30 protein-coding genes and 1 tRNA gene are annotated in these 24,554 nt (G+C 64.2%); 18 read left to right on the forward strand and 13 right to left on the reverse strand.

Annotation, left to right across the window (positions count from 1 at the left end; all coding sequences use genetic code 11):
* Positions 1 to 9: 9 nt before the first annotated feature.
* The 6 genes from CCA01S_RS00605 (at position 10) to CCA01S_RS00630 (ending at position 5,499) form a co-directional block, all read left to right on the forward strand.
* On the forward strand, positions 10 to 1,113 hold the full coding sequence (locus CCA01S_RS00605) for an acyl-CoA dehydrogenase family protein (RefSeq protein ID WP_066452724.1): 1,104 nt from the start codon (positions 10 to 12) through the stop codon (positions 1,111 to 1,113).
* Positions 1,114 to 1,116: 3 nt separating this feature from the next.
* A complete protein-coding gene (locus tag CCA01S_RS00610; RefSeq protein WP_066452726.1) occupies positions 1,117 to 1,935 on the forward strand; it encodes an ABC transporter ATP-binding protein in 819 nt (272 codons plus the stop codon).
* The gene (locus CCA01S_RS00615) at positions 1,932 to 3,158 is read left to right on the forward strand and encodes an ABC transporter substrate-binding protein (RefSeq protein ID WP_066452727.1); all 1,227 of its coding nucleotides are present in this window, start codon (positions 1,932 to 1,934) and stop codon (positions 3,156 to 3,158) included. The genes CCA01S_RS00610 and CCA01S_RS00615 overlap by 4 nt, the downstream gene beginning before the upstream one ends.
* On the forward strand, positions 3,158 to 3,934 hold the full coding sequence (locus CCA01S_RS00620; protein WP_066452729.1) for an ABC transporter permease: 777 nt from the start codon (positions 3,158 to 3,160) through the stop codon (positions 3,932 to 3,934). Before CCA01S_RS00615 ends, CCA01S_RS00620 begins: the two co-directional genes overlap by 1 nt.
* A 165-nt stretch (positions 3,935 to 4,099) precedes the next feature.
* The gene (locus CCA01S_RS00625; protein ID WP_066452731.1) at positions 4,100 to 4,342 is read left to right on the forward strand and encodes a hypothetical protein; all 243 of its coding nucleotides are present in this window, start codon (positions 4,100 to 4,102) and stop codon (positions 4,340 to 4,342) included.
* Positions 4,343 to 4,572: 230 nt separating this feature from the next.
* Complete coding sequence (locus CCA01S_RS00630; protein WP_232304923.1) at positions 4,573 to 5,499, forward strand: alpha/beta hydrolase; 927 nt, start codon at positions 4,573 to 4,575, stop codon at positions 5,497 to 5,499.
* Positions 5,500 to 5,850: 351 nt separating this feature from the next.
* Here the strand turns inward: CCA01S_RS00630 and CCA01S_RS00635 are convergent, their stop codons facing one another.
* Together CCA01S_RS00635 and CCA01S_RS00640 are read right to left on the reverse strand one after the other, a co-directional pair.
* Positions 5,851 to 6,126 carry a BrnA antitoxin family protein gene (locus CCA01S_RS00635; protein WP_066452735.1) on the reverse strand — a complete coding sequence of 92 codons (276 nt, stop codon included), beginning with the start codon at positions 6,124 to 6,126 and terminating at the stop codon, positions 5,851 to 5,853.
* Positions 6,110 to 6,379 (reverse strand): BrnT family toxin, encoded by a 270-nt coding sequence (locus CCA01S_RS00640; RefSeq protein ID WP_066452736.1) that lies wholly within the window; start codon positions 6,377 to 6,379, stop codon positions 6,110 to 6,112. Before CCA01S_RS00640 ends, CCA01S_RS00635 begins: the two co-directional genes overlap by 17 nt.
* A 586-nt stretch (positions 6,380 to 6,965) precedes the next feature.
* Here CCA01S_RS00640 and CCA01S_RS00645 point away from each other — a divergent pair.
* From CCA01S_RS00645 to CCA01S_RS15525, 3 genes are all read left to right on the forward strand, one after another.
* Positions 6,966 to 7,256 (forward strand): hypothetical protein, encoded by a 291-nt coding sequence (locus CCA01S_RS00645; RefSeq protein ID WP_066452738.1) that lies wholly within the window; start codon positions 6,966 to 6,968, stop codon positions 7,254 to 7,256.
* A 296-nt stretch (positions 7,257 to 7,552) separates the two neighbouring features.
* On the forward strand, positions 7,553 to 7,732 hold the full coding sequence (locus CCA01S_RS15520) for a hypothetical protein (protein WP_157076501.1): 180 nt from the start codon (positions 7,553 to 7,555) through the stop codon (positions 7,730 to 7,732).
* Positions 7,733 to 7,832: 100 nt separating this feature from the next.
* On the forward strand, positions 7,833 to 7,973 hold the full coding sequence (locus CCA01S_RS15525) for a hypothetical protein (RefSeq protein WP_157076502.1): 141 nt from the start codon (positions 7,833 to 7,835) through the stop codon (positions 7,971 to 7,973).
* Positions 7,974 to 8,095: 122 nt separating this feature from the next.
* Here CCA01S_RS15525 and CCA01S_RS00650 read toward each other — a convergent pair whose 3' ends face one another.
* From CCA01S_RS00650 to CCA01S_RS00675, 7 genes are all read right to left on the reverse strand, one after another.
* Positions 8,096 to 8,383: a hypothetical protein gene (locus CCA01S_RS00650; RefSeq protein ID WP_066452740.1), complete on the reverse strand. Its 288-nt coding sequence runs from the start codon at positions 8,381 to 8,383 to the stop codon at positions 8,096 to 8,098.
* 78 nt (positions 8,384 to 8,461) lie between these two features.
* The gene (locus CCA01S_RS15530) at positions 8,462 to 8,629 is read right to left on the reverse strand and encodes a hypothetical protein (RefSeq protein WP_157076503.1); all 168 of its coding nucleotides are present in this window, start codon (positions 8,627 to 8,629) and stop codon (positions 8,462 to 8,464) included.
* Positions 8,629 to 9,297 (reverse strand): hypothetical protein, encoded by a 669-nt coding sequence (locus tag CCA01S_RS15115; protein WP_084386265.1) that lies wholly within the window; start codon positions 9,295 to 9,297, stop codon positions 8,629 to 8,631. Before CCA01S_RS15115 ends, CCA01S_RS15530 begins: the two co-directional genes overlap by 1 nt.
* Positions 9,294 to 9,629 carry a hypothetical protein gene (locus CCA01S_RS00660; protein ID WP_066452741.1) on the reverse strand — a complete coding sequence of 112 codons (336 nt, stop codon included), beginning with the start codon at positions 9,627 to 9,629 and terminating at the stop codon, positions 9,294 to 9,296. Before CCA01S_RS00660 ends, CCA01S_RS15115 begins: the two co-directional genes overlap by 4 nt.
* Positions 9,626 to 10,000, reverse strand: a complete 375-nt coding sequence (locus tag CCA01S_RS00665) for a hypothetical protein (protein ID WP_157076504.1) — start codon at positions 9,998 to 10,000, stop codon at positions 9,626 to 9,628. The genes CCA01S_RS00660 and CCA01S_RS00665 overlap by 4 nt, the downstream gene beginning before the upstream one ends.
* Entirely contained in the window at positions 9,975 to 10,307 is a 333-nt protein-coding gene (locus CCA01S_RS00670) for a hypothetical protein (protein ID WP_157076505.1), read from the reverse strand. The genes CCA01S_RS00665 and CCA01S_RS00670 overlap by 26 nt, the downstream gene beginning before the upstream one ends.
* A 161-nt stretch (positions 10,308 to 10,468) precedes the next feature.
* On the reverse strand, positions 10,469 to 10,849 hold the full coding sequence (locus CCA01S_RS00675) for a hypothetical protein (protein ID WP_066452747.1): 381 nt from the start codon (positions 10,847 to 10,849) through the stop codon (positions 10,469 to 10,471).
* Between the two features lie 1,181 nt (positions 10,850 to 12,030).
* Between CCA01S_RS00675 and CCA01S_RS00685 the strand changes: the two genes are divergently transcribed.
* Complete coding sequence (locus CCA01S_RS00685) at positions 12,031 to 13,179, forward strand: tyrosine-type recombinase/integrase (RefSeq protein ID WP_066452751.1); 1,149 nt, start codon at positions 12,031 to 12,033, stop codon at positions 13,177 to 13,179.
* A gap of 72 nt (positions 13,180 to 13,251) precedes the next feature.
* Here the strand turns inward: CCA01S_RS00685 and CCA01S_RS00690 are convergent.
* From CCA01S_RS00690 to CCA01S_RS00705, 4 genes are all read right to left on the reverse strand, one after another.
* Positions 13,252 to 13,328, reverse strand: a tRNA-Pro gene (locus CCA01S_RS00690).
* 103 nt (positions 13,329 to 13,431) lie between these two features.
* The gene (locus tag CCA01S_RS00695) at positions 13,432 to 14,091 is read right to left on the reverse strand and encodes a helix-turn-helix domain-containing protein (protein ID WP_066452752.1); all 660 of its coding nucleotides are present in this window, start codon (positions 14,089 to 14,091) and stop codon (positions 13,432 to 13,434) included.
* Positions 14,092 to 14,154: 63 nt separating this feature from the next.
* Complete coding sequence (locus CCA01S_RS00700; RefSeq protein WP_066452753.1) at positions 14,155 to 15,231, reverse strand: YkvI family membrane protein; 1,077 nt, start codon at positions 15,229 to 15,231, stop codon at positions 14,155 to 14,157.
* A gap of 58 nt (positions 15,232 to 15,289) precedes the next feature.
* On the reverse strand, positions 15,290 to 16,444 hold the full coding sequence (locus tag CCA01S_RS00705; protein WP_066452754.1) for an NAD(P)/FAD-dependent oxidoreductase: 1,155 nt from the start codon (positions 16,442 to 16,444) through the stop codon (positions 15,290 to 15,292).
* A gap of 234 nt (positions 16,445 to 16,678) precedes the next feature.
* On the opposite strand from CCA01S_RS00705, the gene CCA01S_RS00710 reads away from it, so the two are divergent.
* The 8 genes from CCA01S_RS00710 to hpaI are packed head-to-tail and all read left to right on the forward strand — an operon-like array spanning position 16,679 to position 24,548.
* Positions 16,679 to 18,586 carry an FAD-binding monooxygenase gene (locus tag CCA01S_RS00710; RefSeq protein WP_066452755.1) on the forward strand — a complete coding sequence of 636 codons (1,908 nt, stop codon included), beginning with the start codon at positions 16,679 to 16,681 and terminating at the stop codon, positions 18,584 to 18,586.
* A 57-nt stretch (positions 18,587 to 18,643) separates the two neighbouring features.
* On the forward strand, positions 18,644 to 19,420 hold the full coding sequence (locus tag CCA01S_RS00715; RefSeq protein ID WP_232304925.1) for a fumarylacetoacetate hydrolase family protein: 777 nt from the start codon (positions 18,644 to 18,646) through the stop codon (positions 19,418 to 19,420).
* Complete coding sequence (locus CCA01S_RS00720) at positions 19,417 to 20,175, forward strand: fumarylacetoacetate hydrolase family protein (protein WP_066452756.1); 759 nt, start codon at positions 19,417 to 19,419, stop codon at positions 20,173 to 20,175. Before CCA01S_RS00715 ends, CCA01S_RS00720 begins: the two co-directional genes overlap by 4 nt.
* A 24-nt stretch (positions 20,176 to 20,199) precedes the next feature.
* On the forward strand, positions 20,200 to 21,657 hold the full coding sequence (gene hpaE, locus CCA01S_RS00725; protein ID WP_198149873.1) for a 5-carboxymethyl-2-hydroxymuconate semialdehyde dehydrogenase: 1,458 nt from the start codon (positions 20,200 to 20,202) through the stop codon (positions 21,655 to 21,657).
* A 21-nt stretch (positions 21,658 to 21,678) separates the two neighbouring features.
* Positions 21,679 to 22,554, forward strand: a complete 876-nt coding sequence (gene hpaD, locus CCA01S_RS00730; protein ID WP_066452760.1) for a 3,4-dihydroxyphenylacetate 2,3-dioxygenase — start codon at positions 21,679 to 21,681, stop codon at positions 22,552 to 22,554.
* A gap of 2 nt (positions 22,555 to 22,556) precedes the next feature.
* Positions 22,557 to 22,964 (forward strand): 5-carboxymethyl-2-hydroxymuconate Delta-isomerase, encoded by a 408-nt coding sequence (locus CCA01S_RS00735; protein ID WP_066452763.1) that lies wholly within the window; start codon positions 22,557 to 22,559, stop codon positions 22,962 to 22,964.
* A gap of 1 nt (position 22,965) precedes the next feature.
* Positions 22,966 to 23,769, forward strand: a complete 804-nt coding sequence (hpaH, locus tag CCA01S_RS00740) for a 2-oxo-hept-4-ene-1,7-dioate hydratase (protein ID WP_066452766.1) — start codon at positions 22,966 to 22,968, stop codon at positions 23,767 to 23,769.
* A gap of 11 nt (positions 23,770 to 23,780) precedes the next feature.
* Positions 23,781 to 24,548: a 4-hydroxy-2-oxoheptanedioate aldolase gene (hpaI, locus tag CCA01S_RS00745; RefSeq protein WP_066452767.1), complete on the forward strand. Its 768-nt coding sequence runs from the start codon at positions 23,781 to 23,783 to the stop codon at positions 24,546 to 24,548.
* Positions 24,549 to 24,554: the final 6 nt, after the last annotated feature.

The raw sequence follows: 24,554 nt of genomic DNA on the forward strand, positions 1-24,554 counted from the left end.
GGGCCCGTCATGACTGAATCCACCCTGCCCGCCGCGCTGCGCGACGGCATCGACCAGCTGATCGCCGACACCCTGGCGCCCCAGGTCGAGGCCATCGACCATGGTCAGTTTCCTGAAGCCTTCCTGCGGGCCCTGGGCCGCCTGGGTGGCTTTGGCGCCGCACTGCCCATCGCCCAAGGCGGCCTGGGGCTCGATCTGGCCGCTCAGGTCGAGATCATCGCCCAGGTGGCGCGCACCTGCGGCACGACGGCCTTCACCGTCTGGTGCCAGAGCAGCTGCGTCTGGTATCTGCGGCAGAGCCACAATACCGCGGCCCAGGTGCACTATCTCCCGGCCCTCGCGCGCGGCGAGCTGCTGGCGGGCACGGGCATGTCCAATGCCGTCAAGCACCTGGCGGGCATCGAGCGCATCAATCTGCGCGCCCGCCGCGAAGGCACGGGCTACCGGGTCAATGGCGCCTTGCCCTGGGTCTCCAATCTGGGCCCCGGGCACCTGCTGATCGCCGCCGCCGCGCTGGATGAAGGCGGCTATCTCATGTTCGCCGTCCCGTCCGGAGCCGAGGGCAGCACGCTGCGCGCGTGCCCGAGCTTCTCGGGCCTGGAAGGCAGCGGCACCTACGGCGTGCACCTGAGAAACGTGCTGGTGCCCGCCGATGACGTGCTGGCCGACGCAGAGGATTTCTGCGCTTACATGCAGCGCATCAAACCCGGTTTCCTGCTCACCCAGATCGGCATGGGCGTGGGGCTGGTACAGGCCAGCATCGACACCATCCACGCGGCCAACCGGCGCCTGCAGCACGTCAACTGCTACCTCGATGACCAGGAAGACGACTTGGCGCGTGAGCTGCACGCACTGATCTCGACGACCCAGGCCCTGGCGCGCCAGGATCAGGCGGCTCCCCTGTTGAGCGTGCTGCGCGCCCGCGCCCAGGGTTCGGAACTGAGCCTGCGCGCCACGCAATCCGCCGCCCTGCATGCGGGCGCGGCGGGCTACCTGATGAGCAGCCCGGCTCAACGGCGCCTGCGCGAGGCCCTGTTCGTCGCCATCGTCACCCCTGCGCTCAAGCACTTGCGCAAGGAAATCCAGGCGCTCGAAGCGTTGCAGGCGGCCTAGAAGATGCGCACCACGTCCAGTCAGACAGCCGCCACCAATGCCGGCGGCGTACTGCGCGCCAGCGACATCTCGCTGGGCTATGCCCAGGCGGGTCAGCGGGCCTTCACCCGCGTCCTGGACGACTTCTCGCTGGCGCTGCAGGCGGGCGAAATCGTCGCTCTGCTGGGCCCCAGCGGCGTGGGCAAATCGTCGCTGCTGCGCGTGCTGGCGGGGTTGCAGAGCGCCCAGGCGGGCAGCGTGCAGCTGCACGGCAAGCCCCTCACCGGCCCGGCGCCCGCCCTGGGGCTGGTGTTTCAAGACCCCAGCCTGCTGCCCTGGCTGACACTGGAAGAAAACGTCGCCTTTGGCCTGGACTTCCGCAATCAGCCCAGGCTCGACGCCGCCACGCGCCAGCAGCGCGTGCAACAGGCAATCTCCGAAGTGGGCCTGCTGGCCGCCCGCAAGCGCTATCCCGACGAGCTGTCGGGCGGCATGGCCCAGCGGGCATCACTTGCCCGCACGCTGGCACGCGCGCCCGAAATCCTGCTGCTGGACGAACCTTTCAGCGCGCTGGACGAAGTCACCCGGCACGAGATGCAGACCTTGCTGCTGCAAGTGACGACGCAGCACCAGGCCGCCGCCGTGCTGGTGACCCACGACATCGACGAAGCCCTGATCCTGGCCGACCGGATCGTGCTGATCGGCGGTCAGCCCGGCCGCCTGATCGGCCAGTGGTCGATTGCCCAGCCGCATCCCCGGGATGAAACTCATCCCGAACTGACCTCCCTGCGCGTCGAAATCCTGCAAACCCTGCGCGCCGCCCGTTTACCGAGACCCCAATGACCCGTTTCAAGCTGTTCGACACCTGCTGCGCCACCGACGCCGGCACTCAGGCCCGCCGCCGCGAATTCCTCAAGCTCTCCGCCCTGTTCACGGCGGCGGGCGCCCTGCCCTTCGTACAGGCGGGCCGACTGGCGCACGCCGCTGAGCCCGACGCGCCGGTGCGCATCGGCTACCTGCCCATCACCGACGCCACGCCGCTGCTGGTGGCGCATCACAACGGCCTGTTCGCCAAGCAGGGCCTGCAGGTCGAAGCACCGCGCCGCTTTCGCAGCTGGTCGCAGATCGTCGAAGCCTTCCTGAGCGGCCAGGTAAACGTGGTGCACCTGCTCATGCCCATGACGATCTGGTCGCGCTACGGCAGCCAGTCGCCCGCCAAGGTGGTGGCCTGGAACCACACTGAAGGCTCGTGCCTGACCGTGCTGCCCGAAGTCAACAAGGTCGAGGATCTGGGTGGCACGACTGTGGCCATCCCCTTTTGGTATTCAGTACACAACATCGTGCTGCAAGCCCTGCTGCGTGAATCCGGGCTGGAATTCATCAGCGAAGGCACGCCCGGCAAGCGGCAGGTGAAGCTGGTGGTGATGTCGCCCGGCGACATGCTGCCCGCCCTGGGCAGCAAGCGCATCTCGGGCTACATCGTGGCCGAGCCCTTCAACGCCAAGGCCGAAGAATTGGGCGTGGGCAAGGTCTGGCGCTTTACTGGCGACGTCTGGCGCAACCATGCTTGCTGCGTGGTGACGATGCACGAGCGCGACCTGCAAGAGCGCCCCGAATGGTCGCAAAAAGTGGTCAACGGCATCGTCCAGGCTCAGGCCTGGGTGCGCGACCACCGCGAAGATACCGTACAGATTCTCGCACGCAACAACGCGGCGGCCTATACGCCGCACGAGGCCTCCACCCTGGCTCGCGTGCTGCTGCCATCCGCCCAGCGGGATGCCGAATACGCCCGCAGCGGGGCGATCCTGCACCCCGCCTGGCACGAGCAACGCATCGACTTCCAGCCCTACCCCTACCCCAGCTATACGGAAAAACTGGTCGAGCTGCTGAAATCCACTTACGTGCTGGGCGAGAACGCCTTTCTCAAGACGCTCGACCCGGCGCATGCGGCGCGCGATCTGGTGGACGAGCGCTACGTGCGCAAGGCTATCGAGGCCCAGGGCGGCCTGGCCACTTTCGGCCAGCCGACGGGCTACAGCCGCACGGAAACCTTCGAGGTGAGCTGATGAGCACACGCACCCCCGCCCTGTCGGCCCGCCAGCGCTTGATCCTGAGCGCCAGCGGCCTGCTCGTTCTGATCCTGCTGTGGGCCCTGGGCATCGGCCTGCTGGGCCAGGATCTGGCCATGGCGCGGCTGTTCGCGCCCGGCCAGGCGCTGCCCAGCCTTGTCCACCTGATTTTGGACAATCAGCTCACCACGCACACGCTGGTCAGCCTGCGGCGGGTGGCGGTAGGGCTGTTCTGGGCGCTGGTGTTCGGCATCCCCCTGGGGTTGGCACTGGGCCTGTCGCGCAAGCTGGAATCGGCCACCAGCGGCGCCTTCCAGTTTTTGCGCATGGTCTCGCCTTTGTCCTGGATGCCGATTGCCGTCATGCTGTTTGGCGTGGGTGACGCCCCCATCTATTTTCTGCTCAGCTTTGCCGCCGTCTGGCCCATCATCCTCAACACCAGCGCCGGGGTACGTCAGCTGGACGCCCGCTGGCTGATGCTGGCACGCAGCCTGAGCGCCACCCGGCGCGAAATGCTCTGGAAGATCATCATCCCCGGCGCGCTGGGCCATATTTTGACGGGCCTGCGCCTGGCCATCGGCATCGTCTGGATCATCCTCGTGCCCTGCGAAATGCTGGGGGTCAGTTCGGGCCTCGGGTATTTCATCCTGGACACGCGCGACCGCCTGGCGTATTCCGAATTGATGGCCGTCATCGTGCTGATCGGTGCCCTGGGTTTCGCGCTGGACGCCACCGCCCAGCGGCTGCACCGGCGCTGGGCGCGGGGACGCTGAGGGCTTGCGCGCCCGTGCCCGGGCGGCGTACGACGCCATCCGCCACAGCGGGCACACACACCGGATGGCGTCGTACGCCCCACCACCGTAGAAGTTGGTCACACCGGCACGCCAGACGGTCTGGTATAAAAACCTTTTGTGATCGTTTTTGCGAGGTTTTGCACGATGCCCATCCCGACCACCGCGTATTACGGCGCCGCCCTGCTGCTCACGGCTCTGCTGTCGGGCTGCGGCTCCGCCCCCGAACGCACCAGTGCCGTGCACCGCGACACCCAGTGCCGCCTGGCCCCCAGCAGTTGCCAATACAACGGCGCCTACGAACCGGGCGAGCGCGACTACGCCGAAGAAGAAGCCCGGCGCCTGAACCAGGCGCAAACCGCCAAGCTCAAGCGCGGCGGGCTCTGGTGATCCCAGCGGGCGGCATGGCATAAGCGGTGCCGCATCTGCCGTCGGGCCAAACAGGGACGCCCAGGCAAAGAACGCCGAGGAGGAAACGCTGCACATATGGTTCGACCTGTGGTTCAATCCGATACTGCGAATCGTTCTCATCCATCCAAGGCCGTCCCTGCATGTTCCGCCATCGCTTTGCTATCCCATGCCCACATCTGCTCAGGCAACGCTCTCGGTGGTGGATCGGCTTGACCTTGATATTCAGCCTGTGCGGCATGCCCGGCATCGTACAGGCCCAGGCGGCGTCTTCTCCCAACCAGACCCGCAGCGCGCGCCTGGTCGGGGAAACCGTTGCGGATCACCCCTCGGCATACTATCGCTTCGAAACGCACCAGCTGGACTCCGCCGACGGCAAACGGCACTATCGAATCCAGATCGGTATCCCCGACACCGCCTCGTCTCCGGGCAGCCATGCCGCGCTCTACATGCTGGACGGAAACGCCGCGCTCGACACACTGACCGACCAGGATCTGGCATGGCTGTCGCGCCACAACCCCCCCGTGCTGGTGGCCATCGGCTATGACGTCGCCACCCGCAACGACGTCGTCTCGCGGGCCTACGATTACACGCCGCCGGTCGTCGAACACGGCCATGTTCTTCGGCCGGTCGTGCGCGGACGCGCCGGAGGCGGGGCCGACGCCTTCCTGAATTTCATTGAAACCCGCGTCAAGCCGCTGGTGCGTGCCCGTGCCCAGGTGAACGGCCAGGCATACCTCTGGGGCCATTCGTACGGCGGCCTGTTCGCGCTGCACGTCCTGTTCACACAGCCAGGCAGCTTTTCCCGCTATATCGTCGGTGACCCATCCGTCTGGTGGCACGAAGGCACCCTGATGCGGGAATGGGAGGCTTTCGACAAATCCCGGGCCGTCGGCAAGCGCGTCGCCATCCTGATCGGCACCAAACCGCGCGAAGACGGCCGACCGGCGCCCTCCGCCATCCCCATCCGGGCCGCAGACGGCACGATCCTGGATTCGCGCAGCGCCGCCCGGGCCATGGCGGCGGGCCTGCTGGCCAATGCCGCGGACGCCACCTACGAAACCTTCCCGGAACAAGGGCACGGCGGCATGATCCGCGTCTCCCTGGAGCGCGCTCTGCAAATCGCCACCGAACCCTGAGGGCGCGGCGGCACGCCCAGCTTTCCGCCCCAACCGCGGCAAAAGCCTTGATGGCAGCCGCCTGAGAGGCAGCCCCACGAGCGCGGGGCACCCGGGGCGCTATGCCCCCCGCGCGCAACCCTCATGGCCTTCACGCCACCTGGCCACGGCGCTGTATATAGTCGTGCGCGAAATACCGTATGGTCAAGGCCATATCGCTGTGCAACGGACTTGAAGCCTTGCTCACTCGACTCGTAGCTTTGCACTACGGACAGCTTGAATTGCTCATCGTACTTCGACATGAAAAACACCCCAAATGTTGGATCGGTGTCCATCTTCTGGGGTGCAGTTCACCGGAGGGCTTTTTCATATCTATACATGCTTCCTGGCTACGACCTTCTTCAAAGCTTCGTTCATGCGGGTCTGCCAGCCCGGGCCGTCGGCCTTGAATGCATCGATCACAGTCTTGTCATAACGGATCGTCACAGCGACCTTGGGCGTATCCAGGCGTGGGCGCCCTCCCCGATTCTTCAGTTGCTTGAACTCTTCTGTGCTCAGCTCATAAGTGTCAGGATCCGCCGCTATGCCGCGATTGATCGCCGCATCCTCTTCAGGCGTCGGCATGATCAGTTTACGTTTGATTGACATAGTCTCGTACCTCTCGCGAATTGGCCTTGCGCAGACTGATGACATGCATCTTGTCCCCACGTTGCGTGAACACCACGCAGTGCAAGCGGTCGTCTATGACCGCATAGCCGATTTCCCGCACTTCGCCGTAATCCTGGCGGGTGTCGGGCTTGGTCATTACCTCGTGCCAGTCAATCTCTTGGGCTAGCGCCAGCGACACGCCGTGCTTGCGCTGGTTGCTACTGTCTTTGGCTGGATCAAAGGTGATTTCCATACGGATTATTGTAGTTACAATAACTGCCTATCACAAGAGGTTTTCTCCGTCACGGAAGACCGTCATAGAAACGGGTTTTGCCGCTCTGTCGATCATTTTCTTGCACGAAGTCGCTGACAGCGCCCTCAGAGGGCACTGATAGGCCGCATGGTGGTCTCATTTAAGCATTTCGCTTAATGAAGGCTATACCATGCGAACACTGCTTATTTCGTACTAGCGTGTGCTGGATCTGTCGCAGATGAGGCTAGGAGGGACAACGCTGCCCCATACCTGGCAGCTACGGGTTTAGGCCTTAGTTTAGGCCTCAGACAGCAAGAAAGAACAAGGGCTTACAGAGAAACCTCTGTAAGCCCTTGATAATGCTGGCCGGGACGGCGGGATTCGAACTCGCTCCCCTTGCACCCCATGCAAGCCAGCAAGTAGTAGAGTTCTTATTTTTCAATAACTTACGAGAGTGTCCGTTGTTGCCAATGCCCTACAGAGTCACGCAAAGTCACGCAGCATCACGCAAAAATCACGCAAGACCCGATGGTGCTCACTCATAGAAAACTGTATAAAACAACAGCTATCAAGATGAGCCATCACCATGTACACAATCACCCTTCAAGACGCCCCAGCCGACCTACCGGAACTGGCGCGGGCCGACGCCGAACACCGCTTCCGCAGGACGCTGGAACGCGCACTGGGCGGCCCGGAACAAACGCTTGCGGCCTACCGGGCCTGGACCACGGCAGAGGACACCGCGGAGAGCGAGATGGCGGCCGATGATATCGCGCTGGCCAAGCGCTGGATCGCCGCAGCCGGCCGGGCCCGGGGCGATGCGTTCCAAGCCATGGGGGAGACGGAGGCTTGGTTTGAGGTGCGGGTGGAGAGGTAGTCTGGCAAATCGCCCTCCTTCAGGCCCACTTTCGCCGCCTTGATCGAACCCAGTGACAACAGATACAAAGTAAAGCTCGCTATCCACCCCCACATACCCCAGACTGAATGAAACGAGGCAGAAGTAATTCAAGGCCAATATTTGCCCCAACAGATTGCGCCACCGCCTCCGTCAGAATCGCATGTACTGAACATGCGGCCCCTTGCACACTGATTTCTTCGAAATCGGAACGTTTCGCGACGGGCAACCCTGGCTCGGATGTACACAACAAACCGGCCAGGCTACTTGGAGCCCTCATGACCCTTTACCTCTCGCCTGCTGGCGTTTTCGCCCCGAAACTGCGGGCCACGGACACGGATTGCCCACCTTCGCCACCCTCGCCGTTCGACGAGGTCGAGCGCAACAGGCGCCGCATCAAGCACCGTGCCCATTTTCTCAAGCTGATGAAAGAAAAATTCCCAGGATTGCCATACTGACCCGCAATCCGGCCACGCAGCGGCACTGCCCAACTCCTAACCTAACACCCGTGCCATCGACCCGTTTTGGGCGATGACAACTGAAATCTTGGAGCACACCATGGAACAAATCAGACCCATCAACACCCCTTCCGTCAACCAGAAGAAGGATGAATTGCAACAGAAGCCCGCCCCCGAGAGCGATCCCCAGGAATCCACTGAGCATGAGCACAGGGATCAAGCGCCGAAGAAGCAACAGTAGCCAAAAGGCTACTGAAGGAAGGTCTAGCAGCCCTTCCCTCATCTGCGCTACCAGCCGCCTATGGGCGGCTCTTTTTCGCCCCTATTTGCCATGCACCGCCCGCACATACCTCTGTAGCCCGTTCACCTGCACAGCGCGGCCACGGTCTCATTGTGCACCACGATCTGCCGGGTGATCGCCGGGGGCGTGGCGTCCAACTCGTCGGCCGACTGCCACCAGATCAACCGCGCGATGTCGCAGTAGCTACCGCCCGTCGTGGCGCACCCAGCGTTCAGCCCGATCACGGACAGCAGGATCATCCAGCGCATCGATTTTCTGAGCCACAGCATCGGCTTTCCCCTTCGCGGCCGCATCGCGCCGCCGTTGATCCAACTCTGCACTCCGGCGCGCGGCTCGACCGCCCGCAGCATAGGCCCCGATCAGAATCAGAACCAGGGCGGCAGCGCCTAGCAGGAGCAGCCAGCCCTGCAGGCGGGTCCAGAGACCGATCAGCATTTGAGGCGTCCCAAGTACCGGGCGGCGGCTTCTGATTGCGCTTCCGCGCCTTCCGAGCCCGTCAACATCGCCGCGACGGCTTTGACCCCTGCGCCGTGATCTACCATCATTGGGATCGGTAGATCGACAAACCATTCCAGAAACTGCAGCACCTTTTCCATCACAGCACCCCGGCCTTGTGCTTCGAGACCTGAGACCAGGCGATGAATACCGCCAGCCCCACCAGCACCAGCACCAGCCCCACCACCACGCGGCCGATCTGGCCGCTGGTCAGGCTGTCCTGGGCGTTGGTCACCGCGTCCATCACGGCCGGCGCAGCCTCGGCGAACTGGCTCACGCCCACGTCGGCCGTTGCGGTGGCGCCCACGGTTTCCCGGGTGACAGGCACCGGGCCGGCCGCGCGCTTGGGCGGCTCGACGCCGACCAGCGCCAGGCCTTTGTTGATGGTCTGGGCGTCGTACCAGGTGTTCGGCGTGGACATGGGCCCGGCCCCGTTTTCGTGCCGGATGATGGCTTCGGTCACCGCGCGCAGGTCGGCGTAGTCCTGCATGTCCAGCCGATCGTTCGCCGCGCGGCCGGTCTGGGCGGCCACGGCTCGGACGTAGGCGTTCGTGTCGTTTTCCTTGGCCGGCGCCCACCGGCCGATGATCTGCCGGATTGTCCGGAGGCCGTACTTATCCTGGTAGGTGATCAGCGTGCGGATGCCGTAGGCGGCCGACGCGAACGTGGCGAAATCCTTGTCGGGTTGGTTCTTCGCCAGGCCCTGCCACGGATCGCCGTGGCGGATGTTGCCGGGGTTGTTGTTGCGGATGCCGCAAGAGGTCTTCATTTCATAATCTCCATCTTGAATGCCGTCCATACGGCGTATGCGATCCAGCCTAGAGCGCCGAGTGCGCCGGCCTGCGCGGCCTTGATCAGCGCTTCCTTCACCATCCTGTTGCGCAGCTCGCGCCATTCGATGATGCTTTCGTGATAGCGGCGGTGGCTGTCCGGGTCGCCATCCGGGAACCCCTCGCGCAGTGCCGCCACGTCGGCCTGCAGCTTGCGCTGCTCGGTGATGAGGACCGCGATCTGCCGCTCGACATCGCCCTTCGTCTCGCGCAACGCCCGGATGATGGCCTGCGTGTCGGGAGACAGGGGCGGGGCGTCATGCAGGTTCATGCGGCCGGCTCCGGTTGAAGCAGTTCGGCCTTGCGATCAGCGTCGATGATCCCGGCGCTGATCATCAGGTCCAGGCCCATCCCGACAGCGGGGTCCGTCAGATCCACGAATTGGGCCGCGATCAGGCTGTCGTATGCCCGGTGCAGGTCGATGCTGTCCGACGAGCGCACAGCCGCGTATTCCGCGTTGGTGAAGCGCATCAGATATTCGCGGCTGGACAGAATGGTGCTGGGCTGCGGCGCCGGTGGGTTCAGGTGCGCCTCGACCTCTTCCGGCGTCATCGGCACGAGGTCCGGCCTGATCCAGGCATCCTGAGAACCGTCGGATTCATACGCGAACACATCGTCAGCGGGAGATTTGAAATATTTCATCAGTACAACTCCAGCCAATTACTAACCGCACCGCTCGTTTTGTAGTACCACCCACCCGGAACGCCGCCACCGTGTCGTCCGTGAGGCCTCGACTGTTCAGCCAGGAAAGCACCCGGCCCTTGGCGCTACGCACCTTCGGCTTGGCCGGGGCGGTGTACGCCTTCCTGGGCGCGCGCTCCGGCATGTCGTCGCGAACTCCCAGGTACGCCTTCGCGTCCCGGATGGCATCGGCCAGCACACCACCACGCACGGCGACCCAGAGGTCCAGCAGGTCGCCCGTCTCGCCCGTCGAGAAATCGAACCACACGCCCGCCTTTTCCCCGGACACGCACACCGACAAGGACTGGCCGGCCTCGCCCTTCGTGCTGCCGGCCTTCTACTCCCGGCCCTGCTTCTTGCCCTGGGGCAGCAGGTGCTGGGCGACGTTGGCAGCGGAATCGGCCAGTCGGCGGGAAAGCTCGTGTGCGTTCACGGCTGTCCCTCCCCTGCCCGCCCAGCCTTGTACGCCTGCCAGTCCTCGGGCTGGCGCACCTGCTTGCCGCCTTCGAACATCCAGGCTTTGCCCTCGGAGCAGCCCTCGTTTTCCGCCTCCCAACGGGCGGAGAAACCAGCTGCCAGCCACCAGGAGCCGGCATCATCGTCGCCGCCATCTTCCGTTGTGGATGGGATCTCGTAGCGCTCTTTCCACCGCTCGTTCGGCCCGAAGAAAGTGCTGCCCATCATCGTGTGTTCCGTGCCTACCTTGCCCTTGAACCGGCAGTGTGCGGCGTAGCGGGCAACGGCTTCGGTCAACTCCTGGGCTGTCACACCTGATCGCAATCGGGCCTTCCACGCCTTCCACGCGGTCATGCGCGGATTCGCGCCTTCACGCTTCGGGTAAGCCTCCCATGCTGCCAGGAACTCCGGCGATGGCTCGTCGTCACCGCGTTGCGCCTTTGGGCGAGAAGGGTCATCGCCCTCACCCCCCTTGGGGGGATGGGGGGTATTGTTTTTATCTTTTAATGGAGATGGAGATGGAGATGACGGGGCTGCGCGTGGCGCCTGCCCGGGCGCGCACGTGAGGGGTGAAGGGTCAGGTGTACCCTTTGGTGTTTGCTTTGGTGCTGCATCAATGCCTTCACCAATGGGGGGATTACCTCTTGATTTCTGGACAGTTTCGGGGAAAAGTGAGGAATATTCAGGTGAAAAATACTGGAAATTCCCCCGAGGGCTGTGGAAAACTCCCCACTTTGAAGCATCCTCAAAGAATCAGCGAACGCGATTTAAAACCTGCGTGAGGTGGTCCACGGTCACCTCGCCGACGAGCTGTCCATCTGATGCCGGAAAACCGAGCAACGGGCGTGCTGGCAAACCTGGATGTGTGACGCGTTTCCGTACCAGACCAGCGAACGCGAGTGCCTTGGCCTTCTTCGGGGTGATCGTGTAGGGTGCCCCTTTGGGTCCGTGGCTGCCGGTGCCGCCGTGATGCCAGATAGCCTTGGGGTCATCGTGCCCTTTTTACCAGAACGCCATCCAGGACATCATGCGCATGCTGGACAAAGACGACGGCCAGCCTGATGCACCCATGGCGCTGCGCGAAGCCGAGAACTCGGTGTTCCAAGGCGGCTCCCTGCCGCCCCGGCGCGGCTCCGGCCCGGGTGCAGAGGCACGGCAACGCAGCCCCGGAGGCGGTCGAGCGCCGCGTAAGCCTGCGCCAGACCGGGGGGTTCGCCGGTATTCGGAGGCGCGCCGCCGACTTGAAGACCTGTTCAAGGCGTAGGGGCGGTCATGGCAGAACTACTTCCCCGCCTCATTCGAGCGGGCAAGGCGCCGTCGTACCTGGGGGTCAGCCGCAACACCTTCAATCGCCACGTGCGCCCTCATCTGCGCGTGATTGAGATCGGCCCCCAGGGTAAGGCCTTTGACCGCCTGGAACTGGATGCCTGGGTGGAGCAACGCCTGGGGCAAGAAGGAATTGACAGAGCGCAACCCCAGGGCGAAGATGGCCCCGGCAACAGCGGATGCGCTCATGGCAACGGAGATCATCAACCATGGCGCAAAACACAATCCCAGGGCTACGGCTCCGGGCCGGTGTCTGGCACATCGACAAGCAGGTCAAAGGGTATGGCCGCCTTTGCGAAAGCACTGGAACGAGCAACCGCCAAGAGGCACAAACCTACCTGATCTATCGACTTGAAAATATCCGCCAGACAGTCGTCTACGGGGTTCGCCAGGATCGCACCTGGCGGCAGGCCGCAACACGTTTTTTGGAGGAGTATTCGCACCAACGATCGATATGGCACTCGGCGATTTTCTTGAAACAGCTTGACCCCTATATTGGGGATATGGCGCTGCGTGAGATTGATGGCGAAGCGCTTGAACCCTACATCGAAGACAGGCTTGCGCAAGGGAAATCCAACCGAACCGTGAACATTGCCCTGCAAAGGGTCGTCAGGGTGCTCAACCTATGCGCTCGGAAGTGGCGGGACGAACATAAGCGGCCGTGGCTGGATTCGGTTCCCATGATCGAAATGCTCAGCGAGAAAAGCAGCCGCCAGCCTTACCCGCTATCCTGGGAGGAACAGAAAGCGTTCTTCCTGGAACTGCCTGCGCACCTGAGAACGATGGCGCTCTATAAGGTCAACACGGGATGCCGAGAGCAGGAGGTCTGCAAATTGCGATGGGAATGGGAGATCGCCGTGCCTGAGTTGAAGACCAGCGTTTTTTTGCTGCCCGCCGACTTTGGCGGCAGGTTCGAAAACTCGGGGGTGAAGAACGGCGAAGAGCGGCTGGTGATCCTCAACCGCGTGGCCAAGTCCATCATCGACGGTCAGCGTGGCCAACATGCGGAATGGGTATTCCCGTACGAGGACGGCGCGCTGAACCGGATGAATGACACGGCGTGGAGGAACGCCAGGCGGCGGGCAGCGGCGAAATGGGAGAAAGCTCACAGCACCCCGGCGCATCCTGGCTTCGCTGGGCTGCGAGTCCACGACCTCAAGCACACGTTTGGACGAAGGCTGAGGGCCGCAGACGTACCTGAGGAAGACCGCAAGGCCTTACTGGGTCACACCAACGGCAGCGTGACATCTCACTACTCTGCCGCAGAACTGGGCAAGCTGATCAAGCTTGCAAACAAGGTGGTCGCAGCCAGGGGGCACACCCCAGCGCTTACTATTCTGAAGCGTAAGACTGCGTGATGGAGGTCACGCAAAACTCACGCAAAAAGAACAAGGGCCTACAGACCGAAATCTGTAAGCCCTTGATAATGCTGGTCGGGACGGCGGGATTCGAACTCGCGACCCCTTGCACCCCATGCAAGTGCGCTACCAGGCTGCGCTACGCCCCGAAAGGAAAGCATTCTAGCACAGAATTTTTCGTCGTGTTGGCACCCAGTGCCACGCCCGATGAACACCCGTACTCGAACGCGGATGGATCACCCGCACAGGGCATCAACAGCACACCGACACGACCCGCGCGGGCTGGCGGCTCAGGCTGACGTAGACGTGGCCGACACCGCTGTCGAAGTACGCGGTTTCGTGGCGGCCAAGCTCGACGGTTTCGCCGTTTTCAAACACGATGCGCACGCGCCCCGAGAGCACGACGACGAACTCCTGCCCGGGGTGGCGTATCGTCTCGGAAAAATCGCAGGCCTCGCGCGCGTTGATCCGGGCGATGATCGGCTGCATTTTCTTGCCGGGGAAGGCGCCGCACAGCACGCTGTACTCGTACTGATCGGTCTCGTAGCGCTGCACGTCCTCGAAGCGGTCTTTCACCACGACCGGGTGCTCGGACTCATCCGGGTCGAGTTGCGTGCCAGTGGGCATGAACAGGCGCGTCATGTCGATGTCCAGGGCGCGCCCGAGCTGCAGCACTTTTTCGTAGCTGAGCGCGATGCGGCCGCGTTCGGCCTTCGACACTGTGGAGACCGCCAGGCCGCTGCGCTGCGCCACCTGCTGCAGGGTCAGCTGGCGCGCCTTGCGGGCCTGGCGCAACTTGGCGCCGACTTCCTGCTTGCCCGCCAGCGCGGCGGCCTCCGGCGTCCGGGCACCAGGCAGTACGCTGGACAAGATTTGCGCGGCCTGGAGTTTCGGTTTGATGGCGCCGGACATAAATACCATGAATGTGGATAATGAATCCGCCATTCTATCGGCTGCCCGCCTGCGCGGGCGGCTTCAGGCCCGTGCAGATGCGCCGCGCCGACGCACGACCCGCAGCCAACCCACGAAAGCCAGCGCCATCAGCACAAAGCCGATGTAGCCGTAGATCGGGTACACGATGCCCACCAGCTTGATGAAGCCCACGAAACTGCCGACCAGCGCGACCAGGCCGGCAAAAATGGTGCCGGCGCGAAACTGGCGGGTGTTGGGCGGCATGATCCGGGCCATGAAGGCATAGAGCATGCCCACCGCGGTGTTGAGAATCATCCCGAAGATGACGAGCGACATCAGGTGGCCCAGCCAGGGGGAAATCTGCGCCGCGATCGAGAGCATCGGCATGGGCATGCCGCCGATGGTATCCATGCGCAGGTACATGGCCGTCGCGATCAGGAACATGAGCACGCCCAGCAACAGACCGCCCAGGATGCCGCCCCAGAAAGCGGTGGTGCGCGACTTGGCCTGCCCGCCCATGATGACCAGAAACGGCATGCCCGCCACGATGTTGTAGGACACGTAGAGCAGCGCGGCGATCAGCCAGCCGTCCGCCCCGTGCGGCTGGGTTGCGGCGGCGCTTTCCAGCACTTCGGGCTGCGCGTGCGCGGACATCAGCACGTAGGCGGCCACCACGACCGTCATGAACATGAGAAAGGGCGTGACCGCGCCGATGAAGGCAATGACGCGGCGGATATCCAGGCAGACGATCAGGATCGTCGCCGCCGTGGCCAGGATGCTGCCCCAAGCCTCGGGCAGCCCCAGCCACTGCTGCAGCAAAGACCCCGCCCCGGCCAGCATCACCACGGTGACGGCGAACAGAAAAAACGTGATGAGCACGTCGAAGACAAAGCCGACGTACCGGCCCAGCACGGCATTGATGACTTCTTTGTGCGAGCGGGCCGCCAGACGCTGGCCCATCACGGAGAAGGCCATGGTCAAAAACACGAAGAGCAGGCCCGCCAGCAGGCAGCCCATCAGCCCGATGCGGCCAAAGCCGGCAAAGAACTGCAGGATTTCCTGTCCCGAGGCAAACCCCGCCCCGACGATCACCCCGACGAACGCGCCGCCGATCTTGCAAACATCCTTCAAAGCATCCATGTCTCCATCCCTTTGTGTGTCATGATCAATAAAGCCCGAAAGCCGCTGTCAGGCGCGCTCAGGCGGCCTGCCCCGCGAAACGGCCCGGCCCAAGCAGGCGGGCCTCGACGCCCTGCTCACGCAGGAAATCCGGCAAGGGGCGTCCCAGCAGCAGCGCGCACGCCGCGGCGGAAGCCCCCGCCGAAGTCTGGATGCCATACCCGCCCTGCCCCGCCAGCCAGAAGAAGCCCGCGCGCCGAGTGTCCCAGCCGATCACGAAATCGCCATCCGGCGCAAAGCTGCGCAGACCCGCCCAGACGCGACCGGGCCGCCGGATGCGCAGGCTGGTGAGCGACTCGATGTGGTGGATGCCCAGCGCGATGTCCAGCTCTTCGGGAACCACGTCGTGCGGCGCCACTGGATCCGCATTGGCGGGCGAGCCCAGCAGCTGCCCGGCGTCGGGTTTGAAATAAAAGCTTTCATCGACCCCGATGACGGCGGGCCAAGCGCTGGCGTCCACGCCCTCGGGCGCGGCAAAGGTGAAGGCGGAGCGGCGCTTGGGCTGGATACCCAGGGGCTGCACACCGCAGGCCACGGCCACCGGGTCGGCCCAGGCGCCGGCGGCATTGACGACGTGCCGCGCCCGGACCGGCGCACCGCTGTCCAGGGTGAGCGTCCACAGACCCTCGGCCTCGTCGCGCCGCGCGGCCAGCAGTTCGGCCTTGCAGCGCAGCTGGGCACCCTGGCGGGCCATGCCGCGCAAAAAGCCCTGGTGCAGCTCGGCCACGTCGATGTCCATGGAATCGACCTCGTGGACGGCGCCGATCAATGCCGTATCCAGCAGGCAGGGCACCAGGGCCTTGGCCTGCGCCGCGCTGATCCGGCTGGCAGCCAAGCCCTCGCGGCGATAGGTGGCCAGGGCGTCGTCCAGCAAGGCCTCCTGGCCGGGCGTGCCCAGGTAGAGCACCCCGCGCGGGTGCAGCAGCGGGTGCGTGCAAAAGCCTTCGGGCGGCTGGGTGAAGAACGCCCGGCTGGCGCGCGTCAGGGCGCGGATCTGCTCGGTGCCATAGCTTTCCATGAACATGGCCGCCGAACGGCCAGTCGAGTGGTAGCCGGGCTGCGCCTCGCGCTCGAGCACCAGCACCGACACCCCCTCGCCCGCCAGGCGGCAGGCGACCGAGGCGCCCGCCATCCCCGCGCCGATCACGACAAAATCAACAATCGAATCCAGCATGGTTTTCTCACACAGTCCAATGGTTTTTCCAATCAGAAAATTGTCGTATAGGAAAAAATTTGCCGCAAGCCCTGATCGCATTCAAGTCGGTAAACCAGGGTAGACCCTAATGCTCAAGGCTCTGTTAGACTGCTAACATCTTAGCTAATTAATTCGACCAGCCCCCGGTGCACGTACACCGCGCACCGCCTTATCATGATCGGTGGCGGGTTTCTACCTTTTGCGAGGAAAACCATGCAATTTCATCACCACGGCTACATCTCCGGCGAACCCCGCGTCAGGCCCGCGGCAGGGACCGGGCTCAACAGGCCTGAAACCCTGCCCGACACCATGGATGTACTCATCATCGGCGCAGGCCCCGCAGGGCACATTGCCGCCGCGCAGCTGGCCCAGTTTCCCGGCATCAACACACGCCTGATCGAGCGCCGCGGCGAACGCCTCAACCTGGGGCACGCCGACGGCATCCAGTCGCGCTCGGTCGAAACCTTCCAGGCCTTCGGCTTTGCGCCGCAGGTCATCCAAGAGGCCTACCACATCACCGCCATGGCCTTCTGGGCGCCCGACCCGCAAAACCCCAAGGCCATCATCCGCACTGGCTTGCCTGCCGACGACTCGTACCATATCAGCGAGTTTCCCCACCTCATCGTCAATCAGGCCCGCATCCAGGATTATTTCGCCGAAGCCATGCTGCGTGCCCCCGCGCGCATCAAGCCCGACTTTGGCTGGGAATTCCTCGGGCTGGAAGTGCGCACAGGCGAAGAATACCCGGTGGTCGTGCAGCTGCGCGGCTCGGCCCATGCCCAACAAGACCAAGAGCGCACGGTGCGTGCCAAGTATGTCATCGGCTGCGACGGCGCGCACAGCCGCGTGCGCAAGGCCATCGGGCGCGTGATGTCGGGCAGCGAATCGATGCACGCCTGGGGCGTGATGGACGTGCTGGCCACTACCGATTTCCCGGACATCCGCACCAAGTGCGCCATCCAGTCGCACGACGGCGGCAACATCCTGCTCATTCCACGCGAAGGCGGCTATCTGTTCCGCATGTACGTCGATCTGGGCGTCATCGACGACGACAACGCCAAGACCATCCGCTCGACCTCGATTGACGAAATCATCGCGCGCGCCAACCAGATCATCCAGCCCTATTCCCTGGACGTGAAGGACGTGGCCTGGCACAGCGTCTACGAAGTGGCGCACCGCCTCACCGACCACTTCGACGACGTGGATGAACAAGACATCGGCAGCCGCACGCCGCGTGTCTTCATCACGGGCGACGCCTGCCATACGCACAGCGCCAAGGCCGGCCAGGGGATGAATGTCTCGATGCAAGACGGCTTCAACATTTCCTGGAAGATCGCCCACGTGCTCGAAGGCCGCAGCCCCGAATCACTGCTGAACACCTACTCGGCCGAACGCCAGGTCGTGGCCAAGCAGCTGATCGACTTCGACCGCGAGTGGTCCACGCTCATGGCCACCCCGCCCGACCAGCTCGAAGACCCCGCCGCCGTCGAGAAATACTACGTGCGTACCTTCGAGTTTCCCAGCGGCTTCATGACGCAGTACACGCCCTCCATGATCACCGGCGAAGACAGCCATCAGCCGCTGGCCACCGGCTACCCGGTGGGCAAGCGCTTCAAGTCTTCGGCCGTCGTACGCATCTGCGACATGAACGTACTGGAGCTTGGCCACCAGGCCCCCGCCGACGGACGCTGGCGCATCTACGCCTTTGCCGACACGGCCCCGGCAGGCCAGGATTCAGCTTTGTCGCGCTTTGCGCACTGGCTGGAAAACGACCCGCAATCGCCGATGGTGCGCACCCCCGCCGGGCTCGACCGCGATGCCTGGATCGACGCCAAGGTGATCTACCAGCAGCCCTTCGACACCATCAACATCAACGACGTGCCCGCCGCCTTCAAGCCGCTGACCGGCCCCTTCCAGCTGCCGGACTACGAAAAGGTGTATGCCGCCAGCACCGGCCCCGACGGCAGCGGCAGCGACATCTTCAAAGAGCGCGGCATCAGCCGCGACGGCGTCATCGTCATCGTGCGCCCCGACCAATACGTGGCGCACGTGCTGCCCCTGACGGCGCACCAGGCGGTGGGCGCTTTCTTTGATTCGGTCATGGGCCCCGCCCAGCGCTGAGCGATCCGCGGGTGGCCGCCACGGCGGGCCGCCCGCTTCATGAATAGAGAGAATACCGTGAACGAACTGGGATTCAACTGGCAAGACACGCTGATCTGGTGCCGCCACAGCCCGGCCCCGACCGAGCTGCCCCTGGCGGCGGCGCAGGCGCTGCTCGGGCAAGGCTCCGAGCTGCTGCCCCCGGTGCGCGGCACCGTCTTCGGCACCCTGCTCAACGACAAGAAAGCGCTGCAGGCACTGGGCGATGCCGTGCATCAAGACCCCTACAAGGCGCCACCCAAGGCGCCCATTCTGTATATCAAGCCGCGCAACAGCCACTGCGCGCACGGCGATCGCATCCCCCTGCCCCAAGGCATCGACGGCCTGCTGGCCGGCCCCGCCCTGGGGCTGGTGATCGGGCGCACCGCCTGCCGCGTGCCGCGCGACGAGGCCCTGTCGTACCTGGCGGGATACACCATCGTCAACGATCTGACGGTGCCGCACGACAGCTACTATCGCCCCGCGCTGCCCTGCAAGGCGCGCGATCACTCCTGCCCCATCGGGCCCTGGGTGCGCGCGCCACGACAGATTGCCAACCCCGATCAGCTGGCCATCACGGTACGGGTCAATGACAGCATCCGCCTGCAGGCCAACACGGCGGATCTCATCCGCCCCGTGGCGCAACTGCTGCACGAAGTCAGTGCCTTCATGACGCTCAATGCGGGCGACATCCTGCTGGCAGGCGTACCCGCCGGGGCCCCGCTGCTGCATGCGGGCGACACCGTCAGCGTCGAGATCGAGCAGATCGGCACCCTCACCAACACACTCATCGCGGCCCAAGGAGGTGCACTATGAAGCGCGCACGCGTGGCCTATGCCGGGGCCATCCACACCGCATTCCCGCATGCCCAGGGCCTGCAGCTGGCCGATGGTCGGGTACTGGCCGAAGACCAGGTGGTCTGGCTGCCGCCCTTCGAGGTCGGCACCGTCATCGCCCTGGGGCTGAACTACGCCGAACACGCCAAAGAGCTTTCGTTCGGCAAGCAGGCCGAACCGCTGGCCTTTCTGAAAAGCCCGCAGGCCATCATCGGCCACCGGGGGCAGACGCGCCGCCCGGCCGACGCCACCTTCATGCACTACGAGTGCGAACTGGCCGTGGTCATCGGCCGCACGGCTCAAGACGTGTCCGTCGAACACGCACTGGAGTACGTCGGCGGCTACACGGTGGCCAACGATTACGTCATCCGCGACTACCTGGAAAACTGGTATCGCCCCAATCTGCGCGCCAAGAACCGCGACACCTGCACGGTGCTCGGGCCCTGGCTGGTGGACGCCAGTGACATCCCCGACCCCAATGCGCTGAGCCTGAACACCCGCGTCAACGGCCAGGTCACGCAGGAAGGCGGCACGCAAGACATGGTGAGCAACGTGGCCGAACTTGTTGCTTATCTCAGCAGCTTCATGACGCTGGCCGCGGGCGACGTCATCCTGACCGGCACGCCCAAGGGAGTGGTGGACGTCCAGGTGGGCGACACGGTCACCACTGAAATCGAGCGCATCGGTGCGCTGTCCAGCCAGATCGTGGGCGATGCCACATTCGGCATTGCCTGACGCACGTTTACAGGAGAAATCCGCATGATTCCGCACATCATCAACGGCAAAGAAGTCCAGAGCGCCGACACATTCGAGACCATCAACCCGGCCACGCAAGAAGTGCTGGCCGACGTCGCCTCGGGCGCCCGGGACGAAATCAACCAGGCGGTCGCCGCCGCCAAAGAGGCTTTCCCGGCATGGGCTGCCACGCCGCAAAAAGAACGCGCGCGCATCCTGCACCGCCTGGGCGACCTGATCACCGAGCACGTGCCCGAGCTGTCTGAAACCGAATCGCGCGACACCGGGCAGGTGATCTCCCAGACCGGCAAGGGGCTCGTCCCCCGCGCGGCGCACAACTTTCACTACTTTGCCGAAATGTGCCAGCAGGTCAACGGCCACACCTATCCGGTGGACGACGTGATGCTCAACTACACGCTCTACCACCCGGTCGGCGTGTGCGCGCTCATCTCGCCGTGGAACGTGCCCTTCATGACGGCCACCTGGAAAACCGCGCCTTGCCTGGCCTTCGGCAACACCGCCGTGCTGAAGATGAGCGAACTCTCGCCGCTCACGGCCACGCGCCTGGGCCAGCTGGCGCTCGAAGCGGGCGTGCCGCCCGGCGTGCTCAACATCGTGCACGGCTTTGGCGCCCAGGCGGGCGAAGCACTGGTCGAACACCCCGACGTCAAGGCCATCTCGTTTACTGGCAGCACGGCCACCGGCACGCGCATCATCCAGCACGCGGGCCTGAAGAAATTTTCGATGGAACTGGGCGGCAAGAGCCCCTTCGTGGTCTTTGAAGACGCCGACTGGCAACGCGCCATGGATGCGGCGCTGTTCATGATCTTCTCGAACAACGGCGAACGCTGCACGGCGGGCTCGCGCATCTTCGTGCAGCGCAGCATCTACGACCGCTTCGTGGCCGAATTCACACAGCGCGCCGCGCGCATCCCCGTGGGCGACCCCATGGATCCGCACACCATCGTGGGCCCGATGATCTCCAAAGGCCACCTGGACAAGGTGCGCCACTATATCGAGCTGGGCCCCAAAGAAGGGGCGGAAATCACCACCGGCGGTCTGGACGCCCCCGACCTGCCCGCGCACCTGCGGCAGGGCAACTTCGTGCGCCCCACGGTCTTTGCCAATGTGCGCAACGACATGGCCATCGCCCAGGACGAAATCTTCGGCCCCGTGGCCTGCCTCATCCCGTTTGAAGACGAGGCCGAGGCCGTGCGCATCGCCAACGATATCCGCTACGGCCTGTCGTCCTACGTCTGGACGCAAGATATCGGCAAGGCCCACCGCGTGGCCGCCAAGATCGAGGCCGGCATGTGCTTCGTCAACAGCCAGAACGTGCGCGACCTGCGCCAGCCCTTTGGCGGCACCAAGGCCTCGGGCACGGGTCGCGAAGGCGGCACCTGGAGCTACGAAGTCTTCCTCGAACCCAAGAACGTCTGCGTCTCCATGGGCTCACATCCGATTCCCCGCTGGGGCGTCTAATCATTTTTCCAGGAGTCTGTCATGGGGAAGCTGGCATTTGCCGCAAAAATCACGCACGTTCCATCCATGTATCTGTCCGAACTCGACGGCCCGCACAAGGGTTGCCGCCAGGCGGCCATCGACGGCCACCACGAGATCGGACGGCGCTGCCGCGAGCTGGGCGTGGACACCTTCGTCGTCTTCGACGTGCATTGGCTGGTGAATTCCGAATACCACATCAACTGCGCGCCGCGCTTCGAGGCTACCTACACCAGCAACGAGCTGCCGCACTTCATCAAGAACATGCACTATGCCTATGACGGCAACCCGGCGCTGGGGATCGCCATCGGCCAGGCCGCCAACGACATGGGCATCGCAACGCGCGCGCACAGCGAGACTTCGCTTGATCTCGAATACGGCACGCTGGTGCCCATGCGCTACATGAACGCCGACCAGCATTTCAAGGTCGTGTCGATCGCGGCCTGGTGCGCCTGGCACGACCTGCGCGAGAGCGAACGCTTCGGACTGGCGGTGCGCCGCGCCATCGAAGAGCGCTACGACGGTACGGTCGCCATCCTGGCGAGCGGCTCGCTGTCGCATCATTTCAGCAACAACGGCAAGGCCGCCGAGTACATGCACAAGGTCTGGGATCCTTTCCTCGAAGAAACTGATCGTCACGTGATCGAACTTTGGAAAAAAGGCGACTGGGCCACCTTCCACGGCATGCTGCCCATGTATGCCGAGAAATGCTGGGGCGAAGGCAATATGCACGACACCGCCATGCTGCTGGGCGCGATGGGCGGCAAAGCCTACGACCAAAAGGTGGAAATCCTCACCCCCTACTTCGGCAGTTCGGGCACCGGGCAGATCAATGCCGTGTTCCCGGTCAGCCCCCTGCCGCACACCGCCGAGGCCTGAGCATGCCGCACCTGACCATCGAATACAGCGCCAATCTGCGCCCCCAGACGGACATGCCCGCCTTGCTCAAGCATCTGTCGGACGTGCTGCAGGCGGTGCGTTCCGCCGAAGGCGAACACATCTATCCGCTGGGCGGCATCCGCGTGCGCGCCATCCCCTGCGAAGACTACTGCATCGCGGGCGGCCAGGTGCCCGAGGCGGGCTTCGTGCACGGGGCCCTGCGCATCGGCGGGGGCCGTTCGCTGGATGTCTTGAAAACCACCGGCGACCAGGTATTCGACGCCATCAAGGCGCACTTTGCCCCGCTGTTCGAGCGGCAGCCCCTGGCCCTGTCCTTCGTCATTGACGAGTTCGCGCCGCCGGGCAGTTGGAAGCAGAACAACCTCCATCGTCTGTTGAAAAAGGACTAACGTGCTCAAGCAAGAAACCATCACCGCGCTGGCGCAAGAGCTGTACGCGGCACGCAAGGCGCGCACGCAGATCCGCCACCTCTCGGCGCGCTATCCCGACATGACGATCGCCGACGGCTACAGCATCCAGCGCGCCTGGGTCGCGCTGGAAAAGGCCGATGGCCGGGTGGCACGTGGGCGCAAGATCGGTCTGACATCACGCGCCATGCAGAAGTCGTCGCAGATCACCGAACCGGACTACGCCCCGCTCATGGACGACATGTTCTTCGAGCAAAACGGCGACATCCCCTTCGAGCATTTCATCAAGCCGCGCGTCGAAGTCGAGCTGGCCTTCGTCCTCAAGCACGACCTCAAGGGGCCGGGCGTGACGCTGTTCGACGTGCTGCGCGCCACCGAATACGTGGTGCCGGCGCTGGAAATCATCGATGCCCGCATCGAGCAGCACGACCGCGACACGGGCAAGCCGCGCAAGGTGACCGACACCATTTCCGACTTTGCCGCCAACGCCGGCATCGTGCTGGGCGGCACACCGATGCCGCCCGATGCGCTGGACATCCGCCGCGTGGGCGCCGCCCTGTTTCGCAACGGCACCATCGAAGAAACCGGGCTCGCCATCGGCGTGCTGGGCCATCCCGCCACGGGCATCGTCTGGCTGGCCAACAAAATTGCCCCCTACGACGAACAGCTGTACGCGGGCGACGTCGTGCTTGCCGGCTCTTTCACGCGCCCGGTCGAGGCCGAGCGCGGCGATACGATTCATGCCGATTACGGCGAACTGGGCAGCGTGTCCTTTCGCTTTGTCTAAGAGACCTCACCATGCAATTGAAAACCAACGCATTCAAGGCGGCCCTGAAATCCGGCCCGGCCCAGATCGGCTACTGGGTGGGTACGGGCGACCCCTACGTCACGGAAATCTTCGCCAGCACCGGTTTCGACTGGCTGCTCATCGACGGCGAGCACGGCCCCAACGACCTGCGCTCCACCTTGTCGCAGCTGCAGGCCATGGCCGCCTACCCCACGCACCCGGTCGTACGTCCGGTCAAGGGTGACGCTGCCATCCTCAAGCAGCTGCTCGACATCGGGGTGCAAAACTTCCTCATCCCCATGGTTGAGACCGCCGAGCAGGCACAGGCGCTGGTGCGAGCCACCCGCTACCCGCCAGCGGGCGTGCGCGGCGTGGGCACTGCGCTGGCCCGGGCATCCGCATGGAAGCAAATCCCCGACTACCTGCAGCGCGCCAACGACGAAATCTGCCTGCTGCTGCAAGTGGAATCCGCCACCGCGCTCGAACACCTGGACGCCATTGCCGCCACCGATGGCGTGGACGGCGTGTTCTTCGGCCCCGCCGACCTCGCCGCCTCGATGGGTCATCTCACCGACCCAGGCCACCCCGACGTGAAAGCCGCCATCGACGACGGCATCCGCCGCGTGCAGGCGCACGGCAAGGCCGCCGGCATCCTGATGCTCGACGAACAACGCGCCCACCACTACCTCGATCTCGGCGCACGCTTCGTCGCCGTCGGTGTGGACACCATCTCGATCGTCGGCGCCGCCAAGGCCGTGCTGAACAAGTACCGCAACTGAAATTTT

The organism is Castellaniella caeni NBRC 101664 (genome assembly GCF_001592225.1).
Taxonomy (GTDB): domain Bacteria; phylum Pseudomonadota; class Gammaproteobacteria; order Burkholderiales; family Burkholderiaceae_B; genus Castellaniella; species Castellaniella caeni.